Source organism: Deinococcus aquaticus, assembly GCF_028622095.1.
GTDB classification, from domain to species: Bacteria; Deinococcota; Deinococci; order Deinococcales; family Deinococcaceae; genus Deinococcus; species Deinococcus aquaticus.
Genome location: NZ_CP115165.1, coordinates 1,113,263 through 1,129,656 on the forward strand (window position 1 = coordinate 1,113,263; position 16,394 = coordinate 1,129,656).

General features: G+C 68.8%; 18 protein-coding genes. 11 read left to right on the forward strand and 7 right to left on the reverse strand.

Annotation, left to right across the window (positions count from 1 at the left end; all coding sequences use genetic code 11):
- The first annotated feature begins 239 nt into the window (after positions 1 to 239).
- The 10 genes from M8445_RS05400 (at position 240) to M8445_RS05445 (ending at position 10,416) form a co-directional block, all read left to right on the forward strand.
- The gene (locus tag M8445_RS05400; protein ID WP_273990219.1) at positions 240 to 557 is read left to right on the forward strand and encodes a V-type ATPase subunit subunit G family protein; all 318 of its coding nucleotides are present in this window, start codon (positions 240 to 242) and stop codon (positions 555 to 557) included.
- Positions 554 to 2,611: a V-type ATP synthase subunit I gene (locus tag M8445_RS05405; RefSeq protein ID WP_273990220.1), complete on the forward strand. Its 2,058-nt coding sequence runs from the start codon at positions 554 to 556 to the stop codon at positions 2,609 to 2,611. Before M8445_RS05400 ends, M8445_RS05405 begins: the two co-directional genes overlap by 4 nt.
- 18 nt (positions 2,612 to 2,629) lie before the next feature.
- Positions 2,630 to 2,938, forward strand: a complete 309-nt coding sequence (locus tag M8445_RS05410) for a V-type ATP synthase subunit K (RefSeq protein ID WP_273990223.1) — start codon at positions 2,630 to 2,632, stop codon at positions 2,936 to 2,938.
- Position 2,939: 1 nt separating this feature from the next.
- Complete coding sequence (locus tag M8445_RS05415) at positions 2,940 to 3,509, forward strand: V-type ATP synthase subunit E (protein ID WP_273990226.1); 570 nt, start codon at positions 2,940 to 2,942, stop codon at positions 3,507 to 3,509.
- Between the two features lie 10 nt (positions 3,510 to 3,519).
- Positions 3,520 to 4,497: a V0D/AC39 family V-type ATPase subunit gene (locus M8445_RS05420; protein ID WP_273990228.1), complete on the forward strand. Its 978-nt coding sequence runs from the start codon at positions 3,520 to 3,522 to the stop codon at positions 4,495 to 4,497.
- Positions 4,494 to 4,838 (forward strand): V-type ATP synthase subunit F, encoded by a 345-nt coding sequence (locus M8445_RS05425; protein ID WP_273990230.1) that lies wholly within the window; start codon positions 4,494 to 4,496, stop codon positions 4,836 to 4,838. The genes M8445_RS05420 and M8445_RS05425 overlap by 4 nt, the downstream gene beginning before the upstream one ends.
- A gap of 118 nt (positions 4,839 to 4,956) precedes the next feature.
- Complete coding sequence (locus tag M8445_RS05430) at positions 4,957 to 6,705, forward strand: V-type ATP synthase subunit A (RefSeq protein ID WP_273990231.1); 1,749 nt, start codon at positions 4,957 to 4,959, stop codon at positions 6,703 to 6,705.
- A complete protein-coding gene (locus M8445_RS05435) occupies positions 6,702 to 8,111 on the forward strand; it encodes a V-type ATP synthase subunit B (RefSeq protein ID WP_078301214.1) in 1,410 nt (469 codons plus the stop codon). The genes M8445_RS05430 and M8445_RS05435 overlap by 4 nt, the downstream gene beginning before the upstream one ends.
- Before the next feature lie 84 nt (positions 8,112 to 8,195).
- Positions 8,196 to 8,870, forward strand: coding sequence for a V-type ATP synthase subunit D (locus tag M8445_RS05440; protein WP_273990232.1), 675 nt, complete (start codon positions 8,196 to 8,198; stop codon positions 8,868 to 8,870).
- Positions 8,871 to 9,198: 328 nt separating this feature from the next.
- On the forward strand, positions 9,199 to 10,416 hold the full coding sequence (locus M8445_RS05445) for a CaiB/BaiF CoA transferase family protein (protein WP_273990233.1): 1,218 nt from the start codon (positions 9,199 to 9,201) through the stop codon (positions 10,414 to 10,416).
- Here M8445_RS05445 and M8445_RS05450 read toward each other — a convergent pair.
- The 4 genes from M8445_RS05450 to M8445_RS05465 form a co-directional block, all read right to left on the reverse strand.
- Positions 10,382 to 10,939, reverse strand: a complete 558-nt coding sequence (locus tag M8445_RS05450; protein ID WP_273990237.1) for an HD domain-containing protein — start codon at positions 10,937 to 10,939, stop codon at positions 10,382 to 10,384. The genes M8445_RS05445 and M8445_RS05450 overlap by 35 nt on opposite strands.
- 4 nt (positions 10,940 to 10,943) lie before the next feature.
- A complete protein-coding gene (locus M8445_RS05455) occupies positions 10,944 to 11,852 on the reverse strand; it encodes an ROK family protein (protein ID WP_273990238.1) in 909 nt (302 codons plus the stop codon).
- A 192-nt stretch (positions 11,853 to 12,044) separates the two neighbouring features.
- The gene (locus tag M8445_RS05460) at positions 12,045 to 12,395 is read right to left on the reverse strand and encodes a hypothetical protein (protein WP_273990239.1); all 351 of its coding nucleotides are present in this window, start codon (positions 12,393 to 12,395) and stop codon (positions 12,045 to 12,047) included.
- Entirely contained in the window at positions 12,392 to 12,862 is a 471-nt protein-coding gene (locus M8445_RS05465; RefSeq protein WP_273990241.1) for an acyl-CoA thioesterase, read from the reverse strand. Before M8445_RS05465 ends, M8445_RS05460 begins: the two co-directional genes overlap by 4 nt.
- Positions 12,863 to 13,098: 236 nt before the next feature.
- On the opposite strand from M8445_RS05465, the gene M8445_RS05470 reads away from it, so the two are divergent.
- Positions 13,099 to 13,500: a cell division protein FtsB gene (locus tag M8445_RS05470; protein ID WP_273990243.1), complete on the forward strand. Its 402-nt coding sequence runs from the start codon at positions 13,099 to 13,101 to the stop codon at positions 13,498 to 13,500.
- Between the two features lie 72 nt (positions 13,501 to 13,572).
- On the opposite strand, the gene M8445_RS05475 is transcribed toward M8445_RS05470, so the two are convergent.
- From M8445_RS05475 to M8445_RS05485, 3 genes are read right to left on the reverse strand one after another with little or no spacing between them, the layout of a single operon-like run.
- Positions 13,573 to 14,892 carry a thymidine phosphorylase gene (locus tag M8445_RS05475; RefSeq protein WP_273990244.1) on the reverse strand — a complete coding sequence of 440 codons (1,320 nt, stop codon included), beginning with the start codon at positions 14,890 to 14,892 and terminating at the stop codon, positions 13,573 to 13,575.
- Between the two features lie 42 nt (positions 14,893 to 14,934).
- On the reverse strand, positions 14,935 to 15,402 hold the full coding sequence (locus M8445_RS05480; RefSeq protein WP_273990245.1) for a (4Fe-4S)-binding protein: 468 nt from the start codon (positions 15,400 to 15,402) through the stop codon (positions 14,935 to 14,937).
- Positions 15,399 to 16,355 carry a helix-turn-helix transcriptional regulator gene (locus M8445_RS05485; protein WP_273990247.1) on the reverse strand — a complete coding sequence of 319 codons (957 nt, stop codon included), beginning with the start codon at positions 16,353 to 16,355 and terminating at the stop codon, positions 15,399 to 15,401. Before M8445_RS05485 ends, M8445_RS05480 begins: the two co-directional genes overlap by 4 nt.
- Positions 16,356 to 16,394: the final 39 nt, after the last annotated feature.

Here is a 16,394-nt window from a genome sequence, read left to right on the forward strand (position 1 = left end):
CGCCCCCACCGCCCATCGATGTCCGGGCACTCTGGCGGGCAGGCCGCGCCGGGGTGACAGGGACGCTTGACCCCCCAGAGCCTTCAGGAGGCTGTGTTAGGATTGAGTACGAGTCTGACGCAATTATCACAAAGGGTCGGGCCACCGAAAAACTCACCGCACCCCCGCCACACCTCATGACGTTCATGGGGCGCCTTGACCGGGGTGCTTGAGTCACGAAGGGAAAGGAGGAGTGAGTTTTGGACGTCTCAAGTCGAGTCTTAAGTGAACTGGCCAGCCGCGAAGCGGCCCTGGACGGGCAGATCGAAGCCGCGCGCACCCAGGCGCAGGCGACGGTCGCGGCCGCCGAAGCGGAAGCCGCGAGCATTCTGCAGGGCGCCGAAGCCCGCGCCAAGGCCATGCAGGCCGAGCAGGAGCAGCAGCTCGCCGCAGAAGTCGAGCAGATTCGCGCCCAGGCCAGCGCCGGCGCCCAGCAGCAGGCCGACGCGACGCGCACGCGCGCCGAGGCCAAGCTGGGCCAGGCCGTGGACACCATCATGAGGGCGGTGCTTCCGTGATCAACCCCATGCAGCAGGTCGTGATCGCCACGCGCAAGCGCGACAGCGAAGCCGTCATTGCGGCCCTGCAGAATGCCGGGGTGCTGCACCTCAAGCCCATCACGGGCGGTCCACTGAACACCGGGACCCTGGCCGGAACAGACGCCCAGAGCCGCCGCGAGGACGAGCGCCTGCTTGCCCGCGTGGAGAGCACGCTCGCGGAACTGGGCAGCTACCGCCCCGCGCCCGCGCCGCTGCCCGCCCAGAACACCTGGGCTGACACCATCGAGCAGGCCGCGCTTCCCGTGGCCGCGCTCGCCCGTCAGCGTCAGGAACTCCAGGCTGATCTGGACGCCGAAGCCGCCTACGGCGACGCCGTCCGCGCCCTGGCCAAACTGGCCGGCGGCCTGGACAGCAGCCGGCGCGTCAGCACCGTGCCCTTCCTGCTTCAGCCGACCGACAACGTCGCCGAACTGGAAGCCGCGCTGAACGAAACCCTGCGTGATCGCCACGCCCTGGCCACCGATACGGTCGGCCAGAACCGCGTGGGCCTGATCGCCACCCTCCGCACCGAACGTGACGCCGCGCGCGCCGCGCTGGGCAAGGTCCGCCTCGGCGAACTGCGCCTGCCCGGCCGTTTCGACAGCATGAGCCTCGGTGAGGCCGCCAGCGCCCTGGGCCAGATCAAGCAGAGCGGCGAGAGCCGCCAGCGCGAACTGAACGCCGAACGCGACCGGCTGGCCCAGACGCACACCCCCGCGCTGTACGCCCTGCGTGACGCCCTGAAAGACCGGGTCGCCATTCACGACGTGCGCGCCGTGTCCGCCCGCGGCAAGTACAGCCTCGCCATGCAGGGCTACGTGCCCGAAGACCGCGTGCCGGCCCTTCAGGCGGCGCTCGGCACCTTCGGTGACGCCGTCAGCTACGAACTGCACGCCGTGGACGAACACCACGACACGCTGGTCCCGGTCGAACTGAAGAACAACGGGTACGTGCAGCCCTTCCAGACCGTCATGGGCCTGATGACCCTGCCTAAGTACGGCACCTTCGACCCCACCTGGGTCGTCGCGCTGTTCTTCCCGCTGTTCTTCGGGATCATCATGGCCGACATCGGCTACGGCCTGATGTTCCTGGCGTTCGGCATGTGGCTGCTCGGCAAGGCCCGGCGCAACGAAGGCTGGAACCTCAGCTTCTTCGGCGCGTTCGTGCCGCCCGCCACCCTCAAGGACCTGGGCTTCGTGACGAACGTCATGGCCGCCTGGACCATCCTGTGGGGCTTCCTGACCGGCGAGTTCTTCGGCACCCTGCTGGAGCACATGCACTTCTTCTACATCAACCCGGAGCTGCTCAACAGTCTCTGGAGCTGGACCGGCGTGACCTACCCCATCGAGGAAGGCGTCAAGCACTACGGCGTGATCCCGATCGTGTTCCCCCGCCTGGAAACCGCCTACTTCAGCAACGTCGCGCTGGTGTTCGCGCTGTGCTTCGGCATCCTGCAGGTCCTGTGGGCCTGGGCGATCCGCATCCAGCAGGGCATCAAGCACAAGGACAGCACCCACACCTGGGAAGGCATCGCGCTGTTCGGCGGCGTGCTGGCCCTGATCATGCTGGCCTTCGCCACCAAAGCCGGGAAGGACTTCAGCGCCTTCACGAACTTCAGTGACGTGCGCGTGCTGGTCATGTACGCCGGGTTCGCCGCGTTCATCGTCGGCTGGCTGCGCGTCATCAAGCACTACCCGCTGCTGCCGGTCGAACTGCTCTCGCAGGGCGGCGCGGTCGTCAGTTACGCCCGTATCTTCGCGGTCGGCCTGGTGTCCGCCATCCTGGCGAAACTCTGCACCGACCTCGGCTGGAGCCTCGGCGAAACCCTGGGCTTCATCGGTATCCTGATCGGCGTGATCCTGGGCATCGTCCTGCACTTCTTCGTGCTGGCCCTCACCCTGATCGGCCACATCCTGCAACCCCTGCGTCTTCACATGGTCGAGTTCCTCAACCCGACCGGTTTCAACGCTGAATCCAGCCCCCGTTACAACCCCCTTCGCCGCCTCAGCCCCTCCCAGGGGCCGGTTAAATAACTTTCAGGAGTGTTCACCATGACCAAGTACAACAAGATCGTCGTCGCTTCCCTCGTCCTCGCCCTCGCCACCAGCGGTCTGGCCCAGGAAGCCGGCGCCGCCGCCGGTAACTCCGACAACATGTACCAGGGTCTGCGCGCCATCGGCGCCGGCCTGGCCCTCGGCCTCGGCGCCATCGGCACCGGCATCGCCCAGGCCCGCATCGGCTCCAGCCTCGTCGGCGCCGTCGCCGAGGACCCCAGCAAGGCCGGCAGCCTGCTGCTGTACTTCCTGCTGCCCGAAACCCTGGTCATCTTCGGCTTCCTTGCGCTGTTCATCCTGAACTGATATGGCGCTCGACAAGCTCCTCGAAAACGAAGCCCAGGCGGAAATCGAGCGCCTGCGCGCCGACGCACAGGCCCGCGCCGAGCAGATCGTCGCCGACGCCCGCGAACGCGCCCAGGCCCTCCTGGACAGCCGGACCCGGCAACTGGAAACGGCCCGTCAGGCCGGACTGGTCCGTGCGCGTAGCGCCGCCGACCTCGAAGGCAACGCCCAGCGCCTGTCGGCCTCCGACAGCCTGCAGGTTCAGGCCTTCAAGGTCTCCGAGCAGTACCTGCACTCCTCGGTCACCTCGCCCGAGTACCCGCAGATCCTGGCGAAACTGATCGCCGAGGGCCTGCAGGTCCTCCCGAACGCCGAAGCGGTCGAGTCGGCGCTCAGCGAGCACGACGCCGTCCGTCAGGCCCTGGCCCAGCTGGGCCGCACCCTTGACCTGCGCGTCAACGAGCAGGTCAAGACCGGCGTCCGACTGGTCGGCCCCGGCGGCAAGTCCAGCATCCAGAACACCCTCACCGGCAGGCTCGAACGCGTACGCGGCGAACTCGCGCCGCAGATCAGCCGACTGCTGGCCGAGTAAGGAAGGCCGCATGCCCGACGACTACGCTTACATCAACACGCGCGTCCGCATCATGCGGACCAAGCTGCTCGACGGACGCTCGCTTGACTCGGCGCTCGCCGCGGGCAGCTACCAGGAGTTCCTGCGGGTCCTGAGCGAAACCGACCTCGCCGCGAACCTGCGCGCCACCACCACCGAAACCGCCGGACTGAGCGAACTGGACCAGGCCCTGAGCCGCAACCTGTTCGACACCACCCAGAAAGTCCTGGGCTTCGCCGACGGTGACGCCAAACGCGAGATTCAGGCCCTGCTGATGAAGTGGGACCTCGTGAACCTCAAGACCGTGGCGCGCGGCGTCGCCGGAGGCCGCGGCGCTGAAACCATCAGCGCCAGCCTGATCCCCGGCGGCACCATCAAGGCCAGCGCCCTGCAGACCGCCGCGCAGAGCAGCGACCTGCCCAGCGCCGCCGCTGCCATCGCCCTGAGCGGACACCCGCTCGCGGCCGCGATGCGCGCCGGCGCGCAGGCCTACGCCAGCAGCAACCGCCTGCTGGACCTCGAAATCGCGCTGGACCAGGGCTACTACCGCTACGCCCTGAGCGTGGCACGCAACACCAGCCTGCGCCGCTACCTCAGCCGCGAGATCGACGTGACCAACGCCCTGATCGCCCGCGCGGGCGCCGGACAACCCCTCGACCCGAACCTGTTCGTGGCCGGCGGGAAACTCGACGCCGCCGGGTACGCCCGCCTCGCCGGCGGGGACGCCAGCGGCCTGAGCGACGTCTCGGCCATCCTGGACGCCCCCAGCCTCGAGGACGCCGAAGTCGCCGCCCGCACCGCCCTGGACACCGCCGCGCGCAACGTCGCCGCCGGTGACCCCGAAGGCGTGGGCATCATCCTCGACTTCCTGCGGCGCAAGGAAATCGAGATCGCCAAACTGCGTCTGATCGGCCGCGGCAAGTTCTACGAGCTGCCCACCGACCAGATTCGCCGCGAGGTGCAGGCATGACCAGAGGCACCTCCACCCAGCGCGTCGCCGTTCTCAGTGACGCCGAGACCGCCACCGGCTACCGCCTCGCGGGCGCCGAAGTGATCGAGACCACCCCCGAGAACGCCGTGGCAGAACTGGAACGCGTGATCATCAGCGGCACCTACGGCCTGATCGCCGTGGACACCGGCCTGATCCCCGACCCGGCGACCGCCACCGCCCGCGTGATGCGCGGACGCGACCTGCCGATCCTGCTGCCCATCCCCAGCCTGCGCGACGCGTTCAACCCGGACACCGTCGACGCCAAGGCCTACATGGGCAAACTGGTGCGCGACACCATCGGCTTCGATATCAAACTGTGAGGGGGTTGATGGCAGATGGTCGATGGATAATGGTAAAAACCAGCTCTAGCCGACGTTTTTCCACCTTCTTCCATCAACTTTCTTCCATCAACCGTTTCCCTCTCCCAAGGAGTACCAAATGACGCAGAACAAGACTGGCGTCGTGCAGAGCATCGCTGGACCGGCCGTCATCGCTGACGGCATGTACGGCGCGAAAATGTACGACATCGTGCGCGTGGGCACCGAACGCCTCGTGGGCGAGATCATCCGCCTCGACGGCAACACCGCCTTCGTGCAGGTGTACGAGGACACCAGCGGCCTGACCGTCGGTGAGCCCGTGGCCACCACCGGCCTCCCCCTGAGCGTCGAGCTCGGGCCGGGCATGCTGAACGGCATCTACGACGGCATTCAGCGCCCCCTGGACAAGATCCGCGAGGCGTCGGGCGACTTCATCGCGCGCGGCATCGAGGTCTCCAGCCTGGACCGCACCAAGAAGTGGAGCTTCACGCCCAGCGCGCAGGTCGGCGACACCATCGGCGGCAGCGCCATCCTGGGTACCGTGCCGGAGTTCAGCTTCACGCACAAGGTCCTGACGCCCCCCGACAAGAGCGGCAAGCTCGCCTGGATCGCGCCCGCCGGTGAGTACAACATCGACGAGACCATCGCGAAACTCGAGGACGGCACGGAACTGCGCATGGCCCACTACTGGCCCGTGCGCGCCGCCCGCCCCGTCGCCAAGAAACTCGACCCCAGCTTGCCGTTCCTGACCGGGATGCGCATCCTGGACGTCCTGTTCCCCCTGGTGATGGGTGGCGCGGCCGCGATCCCCGGTCCCTTCGGTTCGGGCAAGACCGTGACGCAGCAGAGCGTGGCGAAGTACGGCAACGCCGACATCGTCGTGTACGTCGGTTGCGGCGAGCGCGGCAACGAGATGACGGACGTGCTGGTCGAGTTCCCGGAACTGGAAGACCCCAAGACCGGCGGGCCCCTCATGCACCGCACCATCCTGATCGCCAACACCAGCAACATGCCCGTGGCTGCCCGTGAAGCGAGCGTCTACACCGGTATCACGCTGGCCGAGTACTTCCGCGACCAGGGCTACAGCGTGTCCCTGATGGCCGACAGCACCAGCCGCTGGGCCGAGGCGCTGCGCGAAATCTCCAGCCGCCTGGAAGAAATGCCCGCCGAAGAAGGCTACCCGCCCTATCTGGGCGCCAAGCTCGCCGCGTTCTACGAGCGCGCCGGGGCCGTCAAGACCCTCGCGGGCGACGACGGCGCGGTCAGCGTGATCGGCGCGGTCAGCCCCGCCGGTGGTGACATGTCCGAGCCCGTCACGCAGGCCACCCTGCGTATCACGGGTGCGTTCTGGCGTCTGGACGCCGGCCTCGCCCGCCGCCGTCACTTCCCCGCCATCAACTGGAACGGCTCCTACAGCCTGTTCACGCCCATCCTGGACTCCTGGTACCGCGCCAACGTCGGCGAGGACTTCCCGGAACTGCGCCAGCGCATCGGCAACCTGCTGCAGCAGGAAGCGGCGCTGCAGGAAGTCGTGCAGCTCGTCGGTCCCGACGCCCTGCAGGACAACGAGCGCCTGATCATCGAGGCGGGCCGCATGCTGCGCCAGGACTTCCTGCAGCAGAACGGCTTCGACCCCGTCGACGCCAGCGCCAGCATGCCCAAGAACTACGGCCTGATGAAGATGTTCCTGAAGTTCTACGATCAGGCCGAAGTGGCCCTCAAGGACGGCGCGACCATCGACGAGATCGTCCAGAGCCCCGTCATCGAGAAACTCGCCCGCGCCCGTTACACCGCCGAAGGTGACTTCGCCGCGTACCGTGACGACGTGCTCAGCGAGCTCGACACCACCTTCAAGGGAGTGAAAGCGTGACCCTTCTCCAGAAGGAATACAACGACGTCGCGTACATCTCCGGGCCGCTGCTGTTCGTGAACGCAGCCTCGGACCTCGCGTACGGCGCCATCGTGAACATCAAGGACGCCACCGGCAAACTGCGCGGCGGTCAGGTCATCTCCGTGACCGACCAGAACGCTGTGATCCAGGTGTTCGAAGAAACCCGTGGTCTGGACCTCGCGACCGCCAGCGTGAGCCTCGTCGAAGACGTGGCCCGCTTGGGCGTCAGCAAGGAAATGATCGGCCGCCGCTTCGACGGCCTGGGCCGCCCCATCGACGGGCTGCCCGAAGTGATCGCCGAGAAGCGCCTGAGCATCAACGGTCAGGCCATGAACCCCGCCGCGCGCGCCAAGCCCGAGGAGTTCATCCAGACCGGCATCAGCACCATCGACGTGAACACCAGCCTGATCCGTGGTCAGAAACTCCCGATCTTCTCGGGCTCGGGTCTGCCGCACAACGAACTGGCTGCCCAGATCGCCCGTCAGGCCAAGGTGCCCGGCCACGAGGGTGACTTCGCCGTCGTGTTCGCCGCGATGGGCCTGACCCAGCGCGAAGTGTCGTTCTTCACGCAGGAATTCGAACGGACCGGCGCCCTGGCCCGCTCCGTGCTGTTCCTGAACAAGGCCGACGATCCCGCCGTGGAACGTCTGCTGACCCCCCGCATGGCCCTGACCACCGCCGAGTACCTGGCCTTCGAGCACGGCTACCACGTGCTGGTGATCCTCACCGACCTGACGAACTACTGCGAGGCCCTCCGTGAAATCGGCGGCGCCCGCGAGGAAATCCCCGGTCGCCGTGGCTTCCCCGGTTACATGTACACCGACCTTGCGAGCCTGTACGAACGCGCCGGCGTGGTGCAGGGCAAGCCCGGCTCGGTCACGCAGATCCCGATCCTGTCCATGCCCGACGACGACATCACGCACCCCATCCCCGACCTGACCGGCTACATCACCGAAGGTCAGATCGTGGTGGACCGCGCGCTGAACGCCAAGGGCGTGTTCCCCCCGATCAACCCCCTGCCCAGCCTGAGCCGCCTTCAGGGCAACGGCATCGGCAAGGGCAAGACCCGCGCCGACCACAAGAACGTATCGGACCAGCTGTTCGCCGCGTACGCCAACGGCCTGGACCTGCGTAAACTGGTCGCCATCACCGGTGAAGACGCCCTGAGCGAAACCGACAAGCTGTTCCTGCGCTTCGCGGACGACTTCGAGAACTACTTCATCGGCCAGGGCAACCAGGACCGCTCCATCGACGACAGCCTCACCGTCGCCTGGGGCATCCTGAGCAAACTGCCCCAGAGCCAGCTGACCCGCCTCGGCAAGGACTCCATCGACAAGTACTACGGCACCAAGATGGACGAGATGTGGAAAGGCAACCGCATGTAACCCCCTGACGGAAGGCGGCCCGGCCCCCGTGGCCCGGAACTCCCGCCTTCCGTCGTGACCGACCGACCAGGGAGGTGAATACTTATGGCAGAACAGATCAGCCCCACCCGCAGCGCCATGCTGGCCAGCAAGGCCAGCCTGAAAACCGCTCAGAGCGGCGCGGACCTCCTGAAACGCAAGCGTGACGCCCTGATCGGGGAGTTCTTCGCGCTCGTCAAGGATGCCCTCGCCGCGCGCGAGGAACTCGCCGGCGTCAGCAAGGGCGCGTACACCAGCCTGTTCAGCGCGAAAGCCTGGGACAGCCCCGAAGCCGTCGAGAGCCTCAGCCTCGCCGGCAGCGGCGACTACGCTGTCGACATGCAGATCGTGAGCATCTACGGCGTGAAGGTCCCCAAGATCGAGATCCCGGAGCGCACGAATACCGCCACGTTCAGCCCCATCAACGTCGGCGCGCGCACCATTCAGGCCGCCACCGACTTCGGCGGCGTGCTGGAAGCCATCGTCAAGGTCGCCGCGACCGAGACGAAACTGCGGCGCATCGGCGAGGAAATCAAGAAGACCAGCCGCCGCGTGAACGCCCTGGAACAGATCCGCATTCCGGGCATTCAGGACGACATCCGCTTTATTCGCGGCGTGCTCGACCAGCGCGAACGCGAGGCCAGCTTCACCCTGAAGAAGATCAAGGCGAAACTGGAAGCCGAAGCCGCCAAGGACAAGGCCAACGCGCAGGCCGGACACCACGGCAGCGCCGCCGACTGAACCTTTCACGGCACACACGAACCGCCCCCCACCCGGAGGGCGGTTTTTTGTGTGCTGATACGGACTCCGATTGAAAGGCTTGCAAAGCTGTTCAATCCGAGCGGACGCGAGCAGGAGCAGAACGGACTTCGGGAGTGGAGTTGGCAACCGGTGCCCTTCCGGGTTGTTAACGAAACGGACGGAATCCGTATGAGTGGGTGGGCGCGCTATGCTGCGCGGCAACCACAACCCTGTTTTTGCTGCGCCGCTGTCCTCCGGCTGCGCTCGTCTGATCCTGCTGAGGTACTCCTATGTTGACGCTCCTGCCCTGTCCCGCCGGTCTGTGCCCGTGACCCCTTCCACCCTGCCCCTGAGCGGCGTGCGCGTCGCGGATTTCACGCGGGTGCTGACGGGGCCGTTCTCGACCATGCTGCTGGGCGACCTGGGCGCGGACGTGATCAAGGTCGAGCCGCCGGGCGGGGACGACACGCGCGCCTGGGGGCCGCCCTTTCAGTACGGTGCGGGAGGGGAGGGCCGCGAGAGCAGTTACTTCCTGAGCGTGAACCGGAACAAGCGCAGCCTGACCCTGGACCTGAAAGCCCCGGACGGTCTGGAGGCCGCGCGCCGCCTGATTGCCGGGAGTGACGTGCTGATCGAGAACTTCCGGCCCGGCACGCTGGAGCGCCTGGGCCTGGGCTGGGAGGCCCTGAGCGCCGCCCATCCGCGCCTGATCTACGCCAGCATCACGGGCTTCGGCCTGGATGGCCCGTACCGCGACCGGGCCGGGTACGACGTGATCGCGCAGGGCATGGGCGGCATGATGAGTTACAACGGCGAGGCGGGCGGGCCGCCCCTGCGGGTGGGCGTGGCCGTGGCCGACGTGTTCGCCGGGTCGCTGGTCACGCAGGCGATCCTGGCCGCGCTGTACGCCCGCGAACGCACGGGGCGCGGCGAGCGGGTGGACGTGAACCTGCTGGAGAGCGTCGTGGCACTGGGCAGCTCACAGGTGGGCCGGTTCCTGGCGACGGGGGAGGTGCCCACTCCCACCGGGAACGACCACCGGTCCATCGTGCCGTACGGAACGTTCCCCTGCGCGGACGGTTTCGTGAACATTGCCGTGGGGAACGACGCACTGTGGCGGCGCTTCTGCGAGGCGCTGGACCTGACGGATCTGGGCACTGACACCCGCCTCGCCACGAACGAGGGCCGCGTGACGCACCGCGCGGACCTGGACGCCCGGATGCTGCCCGGACTGGCCCGCTATTCGCGGCAGGAGGTCATGGACCGCCTGGAACGTGCGGGCGTGCCGTGCGGCCCCGTGAACGACCTGGCCGAGGTCTTCGCGGACCCGCACGTGCAGGCGCGCGGCGTGGCCGTGACCGTCCCGCACCCCACGCTGGGCGAGACGACCGTGACCAGCCCCCCCTGGCGTTTTGGGGGCGAGGCCCTGCCGGTGCGCCGCGCGCCGCCCACACCCGGCCAGCACACCACCGAGATCCTGGCTGAACTGGGACTGCCAGGGCTGGCCGGATCTACGCCAGCCTCTCCAGAGCCCGCCTCAGATTGACGCGCGCCGGGGCGTCCAGCGCCGCGAATTCCGGCGTGAGGTACAGCCGCTCGCGGCTCAGGAAGCCGTGCAGCACGGCAGCCCGCCCCGCCCGGTAGGCGTCCTCCGGAACGTGCGCGTACTCGGCGCGGATGGCGCGGTCGTAGGCGTCGAAGGTGTCGGGGTCGGCACCCAGGATGCCCAGGTCGGCGTCCACGAACAGGGCTTCGGCCCGCGTGGTCGGGGGCGCGGTGTGGCGCGTGGCGAGAATCAGGTCCCGCACCTGCGCCTGCATGTCCACACTGGCGCCCTGTGCGGCCAGCCACGCGCCGAACACGTCCGCGCTGCGTTCCTCGTTGTCGGCGGCGCGCGGGTCGTAGATCAGGTCGTGCCCCCACGCCGCCAGTTCCAGTTCCGGCGTGAGCACGCCGCGCCCGTCCAGCGCCCGGATCAGGGACTGGACGTGCGCGGCGGTGTGGTAAGCGCGACCCGGCGCGTCGTAGAACGGCCGCGCGAAGGCCCCGGCGGCCGCCACGAGCGTCATGGGTTCAGCCGTGCCGGGCCGCGAGGGCCGCGCCGATCACGCCGGCGTTCGTGCCCAGCTGCGCGCGGCGGATCGTGACGGACGCGAAGCCCTGCGCGTACTCGTCGGCGGCGGCCTGCACGCCATGGAAGAAGTAATCCCCGACGCTGGCGACCCCGCCGCCCAGCACGAACACCTCCGGGTCGATGGTCTTCTGCAGGTCGGCCAGGGCGATGCCGATGTGCCGCATGGCCTGCGCGACCACGCGCCGCGCGGCCGGGTGGCCCTGCTGCGCCAGCTGGAAGGCCTCGGCGGTGCTCACGTCGCGGTTCAGGGCGAAGCTGGCGTCGCGGGCGATGGCGGTGCCGCTGGCGACCGCCTCGAGCGCGCCGTCCAGGCCCGCGCCGCTGACCGGGCCGCCGGGCAGCGCCGTGATGTGCCCGATCTCACCGGCAATGCCGTGCCGCCCGCGCCAGATGCGGCCGTTCAGGACGATGCCCGCGCCGATGCCGGTGCTGACCGTCACGTAGATGCTGCTCTCGGCGCCGCGCGCGGCGCCCAGGTGCGCCTCGGCCAGCGCGGCGGCCTTGGCGTCGTTCTCCAGGACCACGCGCTGCGCGAGGCGGTCGCGCAGGCCGTCGACCAGCGGCACGTCGGTGAAGCCGTAGATGTTCGGCGCGAACTTCACGCGGGTGCGGTCGGTGTTCAGCGGTCCCGGAATGCCCACCCCGATCAGGCGGGCGTCCGGGTGGCGGTCCTGAAGGCGGCGGACCTCGCCGGCAATGGCGTCCAGTACGGTTTCCCAGCCGGTTTCCGGGGTGGGGATCACGTGCGCGTCGAGCAGTTCGTCGCCGCGCAGGACGCCGCTGGCGATCTTGGTGCCGCCCACGTCGATGCCGATGCTGATGGGTTCGGGAATGGAGGGGTTGGTCATGCTTGCTCCTGGGTCTGCTGTGAAATCGCGGTGGGACGGGGCTGACCCCACGGCTGGGAACGCTTCCAGTGGAGGCTCCCGGTGAGGTCCGGCTCCGGCCTGCCGGAACGGGGAAACGGGAAAGGTCAGCTCTGCGCCTTCAACTGTACCGCGCCGCCCAGGGCCGGAATTAAGGTCGCGGGCCGACAGAATTCACGTGCCTGAGCGGTCCGGACCCTCCGGGCGGACGGCAGCGGCGTTCCCGTCTGACTCCGGCCCGTCTGGTCCCGGCTCCCCGGACTCGGGTTCAAAGCCCAGCAGGTCCAGCGCCTCGGCCAGTTGCACCTCGGGCACGTACAGGCCCACGTCGCCCTGATACCCGCCCGTCTCGATCTCGATCACGGGACTACCCATCGACCACTGGAACGGCGTGCGCACCACGCTGACCACCCCGCCGTCCATCAGGTTGCGCCGCCAGCCCTCCGCCATGATGCGCGGCAGGGTATCGATCCGCACCCACACGTCCCCCTGGTACAGCACCCGGTCCTCGTACGTGGCGCTCACGGCGTGGCCGCCCGCACCAGCACCGGCGCGATCCGCTCCGCGAAGCCCGGCGGAATCACAGCCGGGAGCCCCTGATCGTCCACGCGCACCTGCACGGACCGCGCGAACGCACACGGCACCCCGTCCGCCAGGATGCGGGCCACGCCCGTCCAGCTGGTGCGGCCCACCCGCTCGATCAGCGTCTCGATCACGACCTCCTGCCCCAGCCGGATATCCCGCACGTAATCCAGTTCCAGCCGCGCCAGCACCGACCGGTCATCGGCGTCCCGCACCTCAAGCGCGCGTGACAGGTCCATGCGCGCCACCTCCAGAAACTCGGCGTACCGGGCGTTGTTCACGTGCCCCATGGCGTCCAGGTCGCCGTACCGCAACTGGATGGTCGTGCGGTGCGCGTCGCCCCAGTTCAGCGCGGGAATGCGCGTGGGGGAGGCCGCGCCCGCCGGGACCGCGTCAGTAGAAACCGTCATGCTCCCAGTGTAGAGCGCCCTGTCCTGCCGGGTGCGCCGCCCCCCACGCAACTCACACTCATACGGACTCCGATTGAATGGCTTGCAAAGCCGTTCAATCCGAGCGGAGCGAGTAGGAGCCGAAGCGGGTTCCGGACGTGGAGTTGACAGATCGGTGGTCTTCCGATCTGTCGACGAAACAAACGGAATCCGTATCACCCATCCAACCGGGCGCGCCGCCCGCTATGCTGGCAGGCGTGACCGACCTTCCGCCTCCCCCCGTGCCGCCGGCCCGGGCGACGTGGTGGCAGCGAACCGAACGGCGTTTTCAGCGCCTGCAACGCCTGCCGCTGACCATGATGATCGCCAGTCTGCTGGCCGGACTGGGCATCGTGCAACTGAGCTTCCAGCTGGTCAACTCGGCGTACCGCAGCGTCACCTGGAGCGCCCAGACCCGCGAGACCCTGGCCCGCACCGCCACCCTGGAACAGGACGTGCGTGTCCTTCAGGACGCCGTGAAAGCCCACCAGGACCCCACCTACCTGCGCGCCCTGGCCCGCTGCCGGGGCTTCGTCGCCGTGGGCGAGCGCGTCGTGGTCGCCAGCGACGCCCCGGAAACCCCGCCCGGCGAGAACTGCAAGGCCCTGCGCGTTCCGTAGAGGGGTGATGGTCAAAAGTTGATGGTTGATGGAAGGGAGACCCCTCTATCAACCATCGACTTTCAACGTCGTTCAGAACACGCGGTCAAGGATCAGCGGCTCCGGCGCAGGAGCCTGCGCGCTGACGCTGAGTCCCTCGGCCAGCAGGCGCTGCGCGACTTCCAGGCCACGGGCGCCTCTGTGGTAGATGCGGATCACGCTTTCGCCGGCCTGCACGGCCTCGCCAGGCTTGCGTAGCAGTTCCACGCCCACGCCGTGATCGATGGCCTCGCCCTTGCGTTCGCGTCCGCCGCCGAGGGCCAGCACGGCGCGCCCGACGCTCAGCGCGTCGATGCCCGCCACGAAGCCGGATTCGGTGGCGGTCACGTCGGCGCGGCCCGGGGCCACGTCGAACTTGGTCACGTCGTCCACGTAGGTCGCGTCTCCGCCCTGCGCGGCCACGAACGCCCGGAATTTCGCCAGGGCCGACCCGTCGTGCAGGGTGGCCAGCGCCCGCTCGCGCGCCTGCGCCTCGTCCTCACCCTGGGCGGCCAGCGCCTCGACGGCCAGCGCCACGCACAGGTCCGTCAGGTCCTGCGGGCCCTCGCCGCGCAGGGTCGCCAGGGCCTCCAGCACCTCCAGGCTGTTGCCGGCCATGTGGCCCAGCGGGGTGTCCATGTCGGTCAGGACGGCGCGCACCTGCCGCCCGGCGCGGTTACCGATGTCCACCATCGCGCGGGCCAGTCCGCGCCCGGCATCCAGGGTGCGCATGAACGCCCCGGCGCCCACCTTCACGTCCAGCACGACCGTGTGCGCGCCCGACGCGAGTTTCTTGCTCATGATCGAACTGGCGATCAGGGGCAGGCAGTCCACGGTGGCGGTCACGTCGCGCAGGGCATACAGTTTCCCGTCGGCCGGGGCAAGGTCACGGCTCTGCCCGACGAGTGCCAGGCCGATCTCGCGGGCCTGCGCGATGAAGTGGTCCTCGTCGAGTTCGCTGGTCCAGCCGGGAATGCTCTCCAGTTTGTCGATGGTGCCGCCGGTGTGCGCCAGGCCGCGCCCGCTCATCTTGGCGACCGTCTGGCCCAGCGCGGCCAGCATGGGCGTCAGGATCAGGCTGGTCTTGTCGCCCACGCCGCCCGTGGAGTGCTTATCCACGGTACGGGGCAGGTCCCCGAGGTTCATCAGGTCGCCGCTCTCGGCCATGACCATGGTCAGGTCGGCCGTTTCCTGTTCGGCCATGCCGCGCAGGAACACGGCCATCAGCCACGCGCTCATCTGGTAGTCCGGCACGTCGCCGCGCGTGTAACCCAGCACCAGGGTTTCCAGTTCCTGTTTGGTGTGGGTTTCGCCGTCGCGTTTCTTGCGGATCAGGTCGGGAATGTTCACGGCATTCAGCGTTGAGGCAGTCATAGCGTAGTTTACGGCTGCCGCGCGGAATTCTGTCCCGCCGCGCTACGAGGGATCGGGCGCGCTTTTCCAGTCGACTTTCGCGTGCGTGCCGTCGCAGTACGGTTTGTTGCTGCTCTGCCCGCAGCGGCACAGCGCGGCGCGGACTTCCCGCTGCTCGCCCTGCGGCGTTTCGATCACGAGGTTGCCCCGGATCATCAGCGGCCCGTCGGGCGTGGGGGTGACGGTGGTGGGTTCCTGCGGCATCTCGGCCTCCTGTTCGTGCTGGTCAGGCTGGTCGTGCAGGGCGTAGTGCAGCGCCCCGGTCGGGCAGGTGCGCACGACCGCCGCGACCGCCTGCGCCCCGGCGTTGGCGGGTTGAATCCAGGGCCGGCGGGCCGTATCGAACACGTCCGGCAGACCCTTTACGCAGTTGGCGACGTGCAGGCAGCGCCGCGCGTCGTAGTACACGGTGACGCCCGGCGCGGTGTACGCCCGGCCCTGCGCGAGGTCCTCCTGGGTTGGCCTGGTCATGCCCCAGTGTACGCAAGTTGCGCCTCGCAGCGCTGCGCGAGCCGCCGGAACTCGGCGTGCAGCTGTGGCGGGCTGTCCACCCGGAACGGGCAGTCCAGGCCCAGCAGGAACGCCGCGAAACTGCCCAGCGAGTCCCGGCGGGTGGTCAGGCGGGTGCCCCGACCCTCGGCGCGCAGCTCCGCACCCCACACGGACACCCGGCCGCGCAGGTCCCCGGGTGGGCAGTCCAGCCACACGCTCACGTCGAAGGCGGCGGGGGCCTGCCGCGCCGCGTGCAGGAACGCCGCCGCGTCGAAGTCCGTGGGGGGCGTGAAGCTCTGCGGGCAGACGGTCAGGTCGCTCATGCGGTCCAGCCGGAACGACCGCAGCGCGCCGCGCAGGTGGCAGTGCGCGGCGGCGTACCAGCGGCCGTCCAGGTGCACCACGCGGTACACGTCCGCCTGCCGGGGCGTGGGGGGCACGTCCGGCGCGGCGTACGTGAAGGCCACCCGGCGGCCGTCGCGCACGGCGCGCAGCAGCGCGGCCAGCAGGTGCGCGTCGGTGCTGACCACCCACGGCGAGGTCTCCATCTGCACGCCGTCCTCCAGGGCCTGCACGTCGGCGCGCAGCGCGGCCGGCAGCGTACGGGCCAGTTTCGCGGCGGCGGCCCCGGCGGCGGGGGCCAGGGCGTGCAGGCCCAGGTGACGCAGGGTGCGCAGGCCCAGCGCGGCAGCCAGCGCCTCCTCGGGCGTGAACATCAGGGGCGGCAGGCGGAAGCCGGGTTTCAGGCGGTACGCGCCGCCCACACCCCGGCGGCCCTCGACGGGAATCCCGAGATCCTGAAGCCGCGCCACGTAGCGCTGCACGGTGCGCGCACTGACTTCCAGCCGGCGGGCGAGTTCCGCGCCGCTGACCTCCTCGTGGGCCTGGAGGAGTTCCAGCACGGTCAGCACCCGCATGCTTGGGTCGTACATGTCCTGAGTCTAATCGGAATAAGCGTCACGTTCTGACGG

Bases quoted from the DNA above. Each gene is read 5' to 3' on its own strand.
- M8445_RS05455 (WP_273990238.1), bottom strand. From the start codon at position 11,852: ATGACCAACCCCTCCATTCCCGAACCCATCAGCATCGGCATCGACGTG.
- M8445_RS05475 (WP_273990244.1), bottom strand. From the start codon at position 14,892: ATGACTGCCTCAACGCTGAATGCCGTGAACATTCCCGACCTGATCCGC.
- M8445_RS05430 (WP_273990231.1), top strand. From the start codon at position 4,957: ATGACGCAGAACAAGACTGGCGTCGTGCAGAGCATCGCTGGACCGGCC.
- M8445_RS05440 (WP_273990232.1), top strand. From the start codon at position 8,196: ATGGCAGAACAGATCAGCCCCACCCGCAGCGCCATGCTGGCCAGCAAG.
- M8445_RS05485 (WP_273990247.1), bottom strand. From the start codon at position 16,355: ATGTACGACCCAAGCATGCGGGTGCTGACCGTGCTGGAACTCCTCCAG.
- M8445_RS05450 (WP_273990237.1), bottom strand. From the start codon at position 10,939: ATGACGCTCGTGGCGGCCGCCGGGGCCTTCGCGCGGCCGTTCTACGAC.
- M8445_RS05415 (WP_273990226.1), top strand. From the start codon at position 2,940: ATGGCGCTCGACAAGCTCCTCGAAAACGAAGCCCAGGCGGAAATCGAG.
- M8445_RS05420 (WP_273990228.1), top strand. From the start codon at position 3,520: ATGCCCGACGACTACGCTTACATCAACACGCGCGTCCGCATCATGCGG.
- M8445_RS05410 (WP_273990223.1), top strand. From the start codon at position 2,630: ATGACCAAGTACAACAAGATCGTCGTCGCTTCCCTCGTCCTCGCCCTC.
- M8445_RS05465 (WP_273990241.1), bottom strand. From the start codon at position 12,862: ATGACGGTTTCTACTGACGCGGTCCCGGCGGGCGCGGCCTCCCCCACG.
- M8445_RS05480 (WP_273990245.1), bottom strand. From the start codon at position 15,402: ATGACCAGGCCAACCCAGGAGGACCTCGCGCAGGGCCGGGCGTACACC.
- M8445_RS05425 (WP_273990230.1), top strand. From the start codon at position 4,494: ATGACCAGAGGCACCTCCACCCAGCGCGTCGCCGTTCTCAGTGACGCC.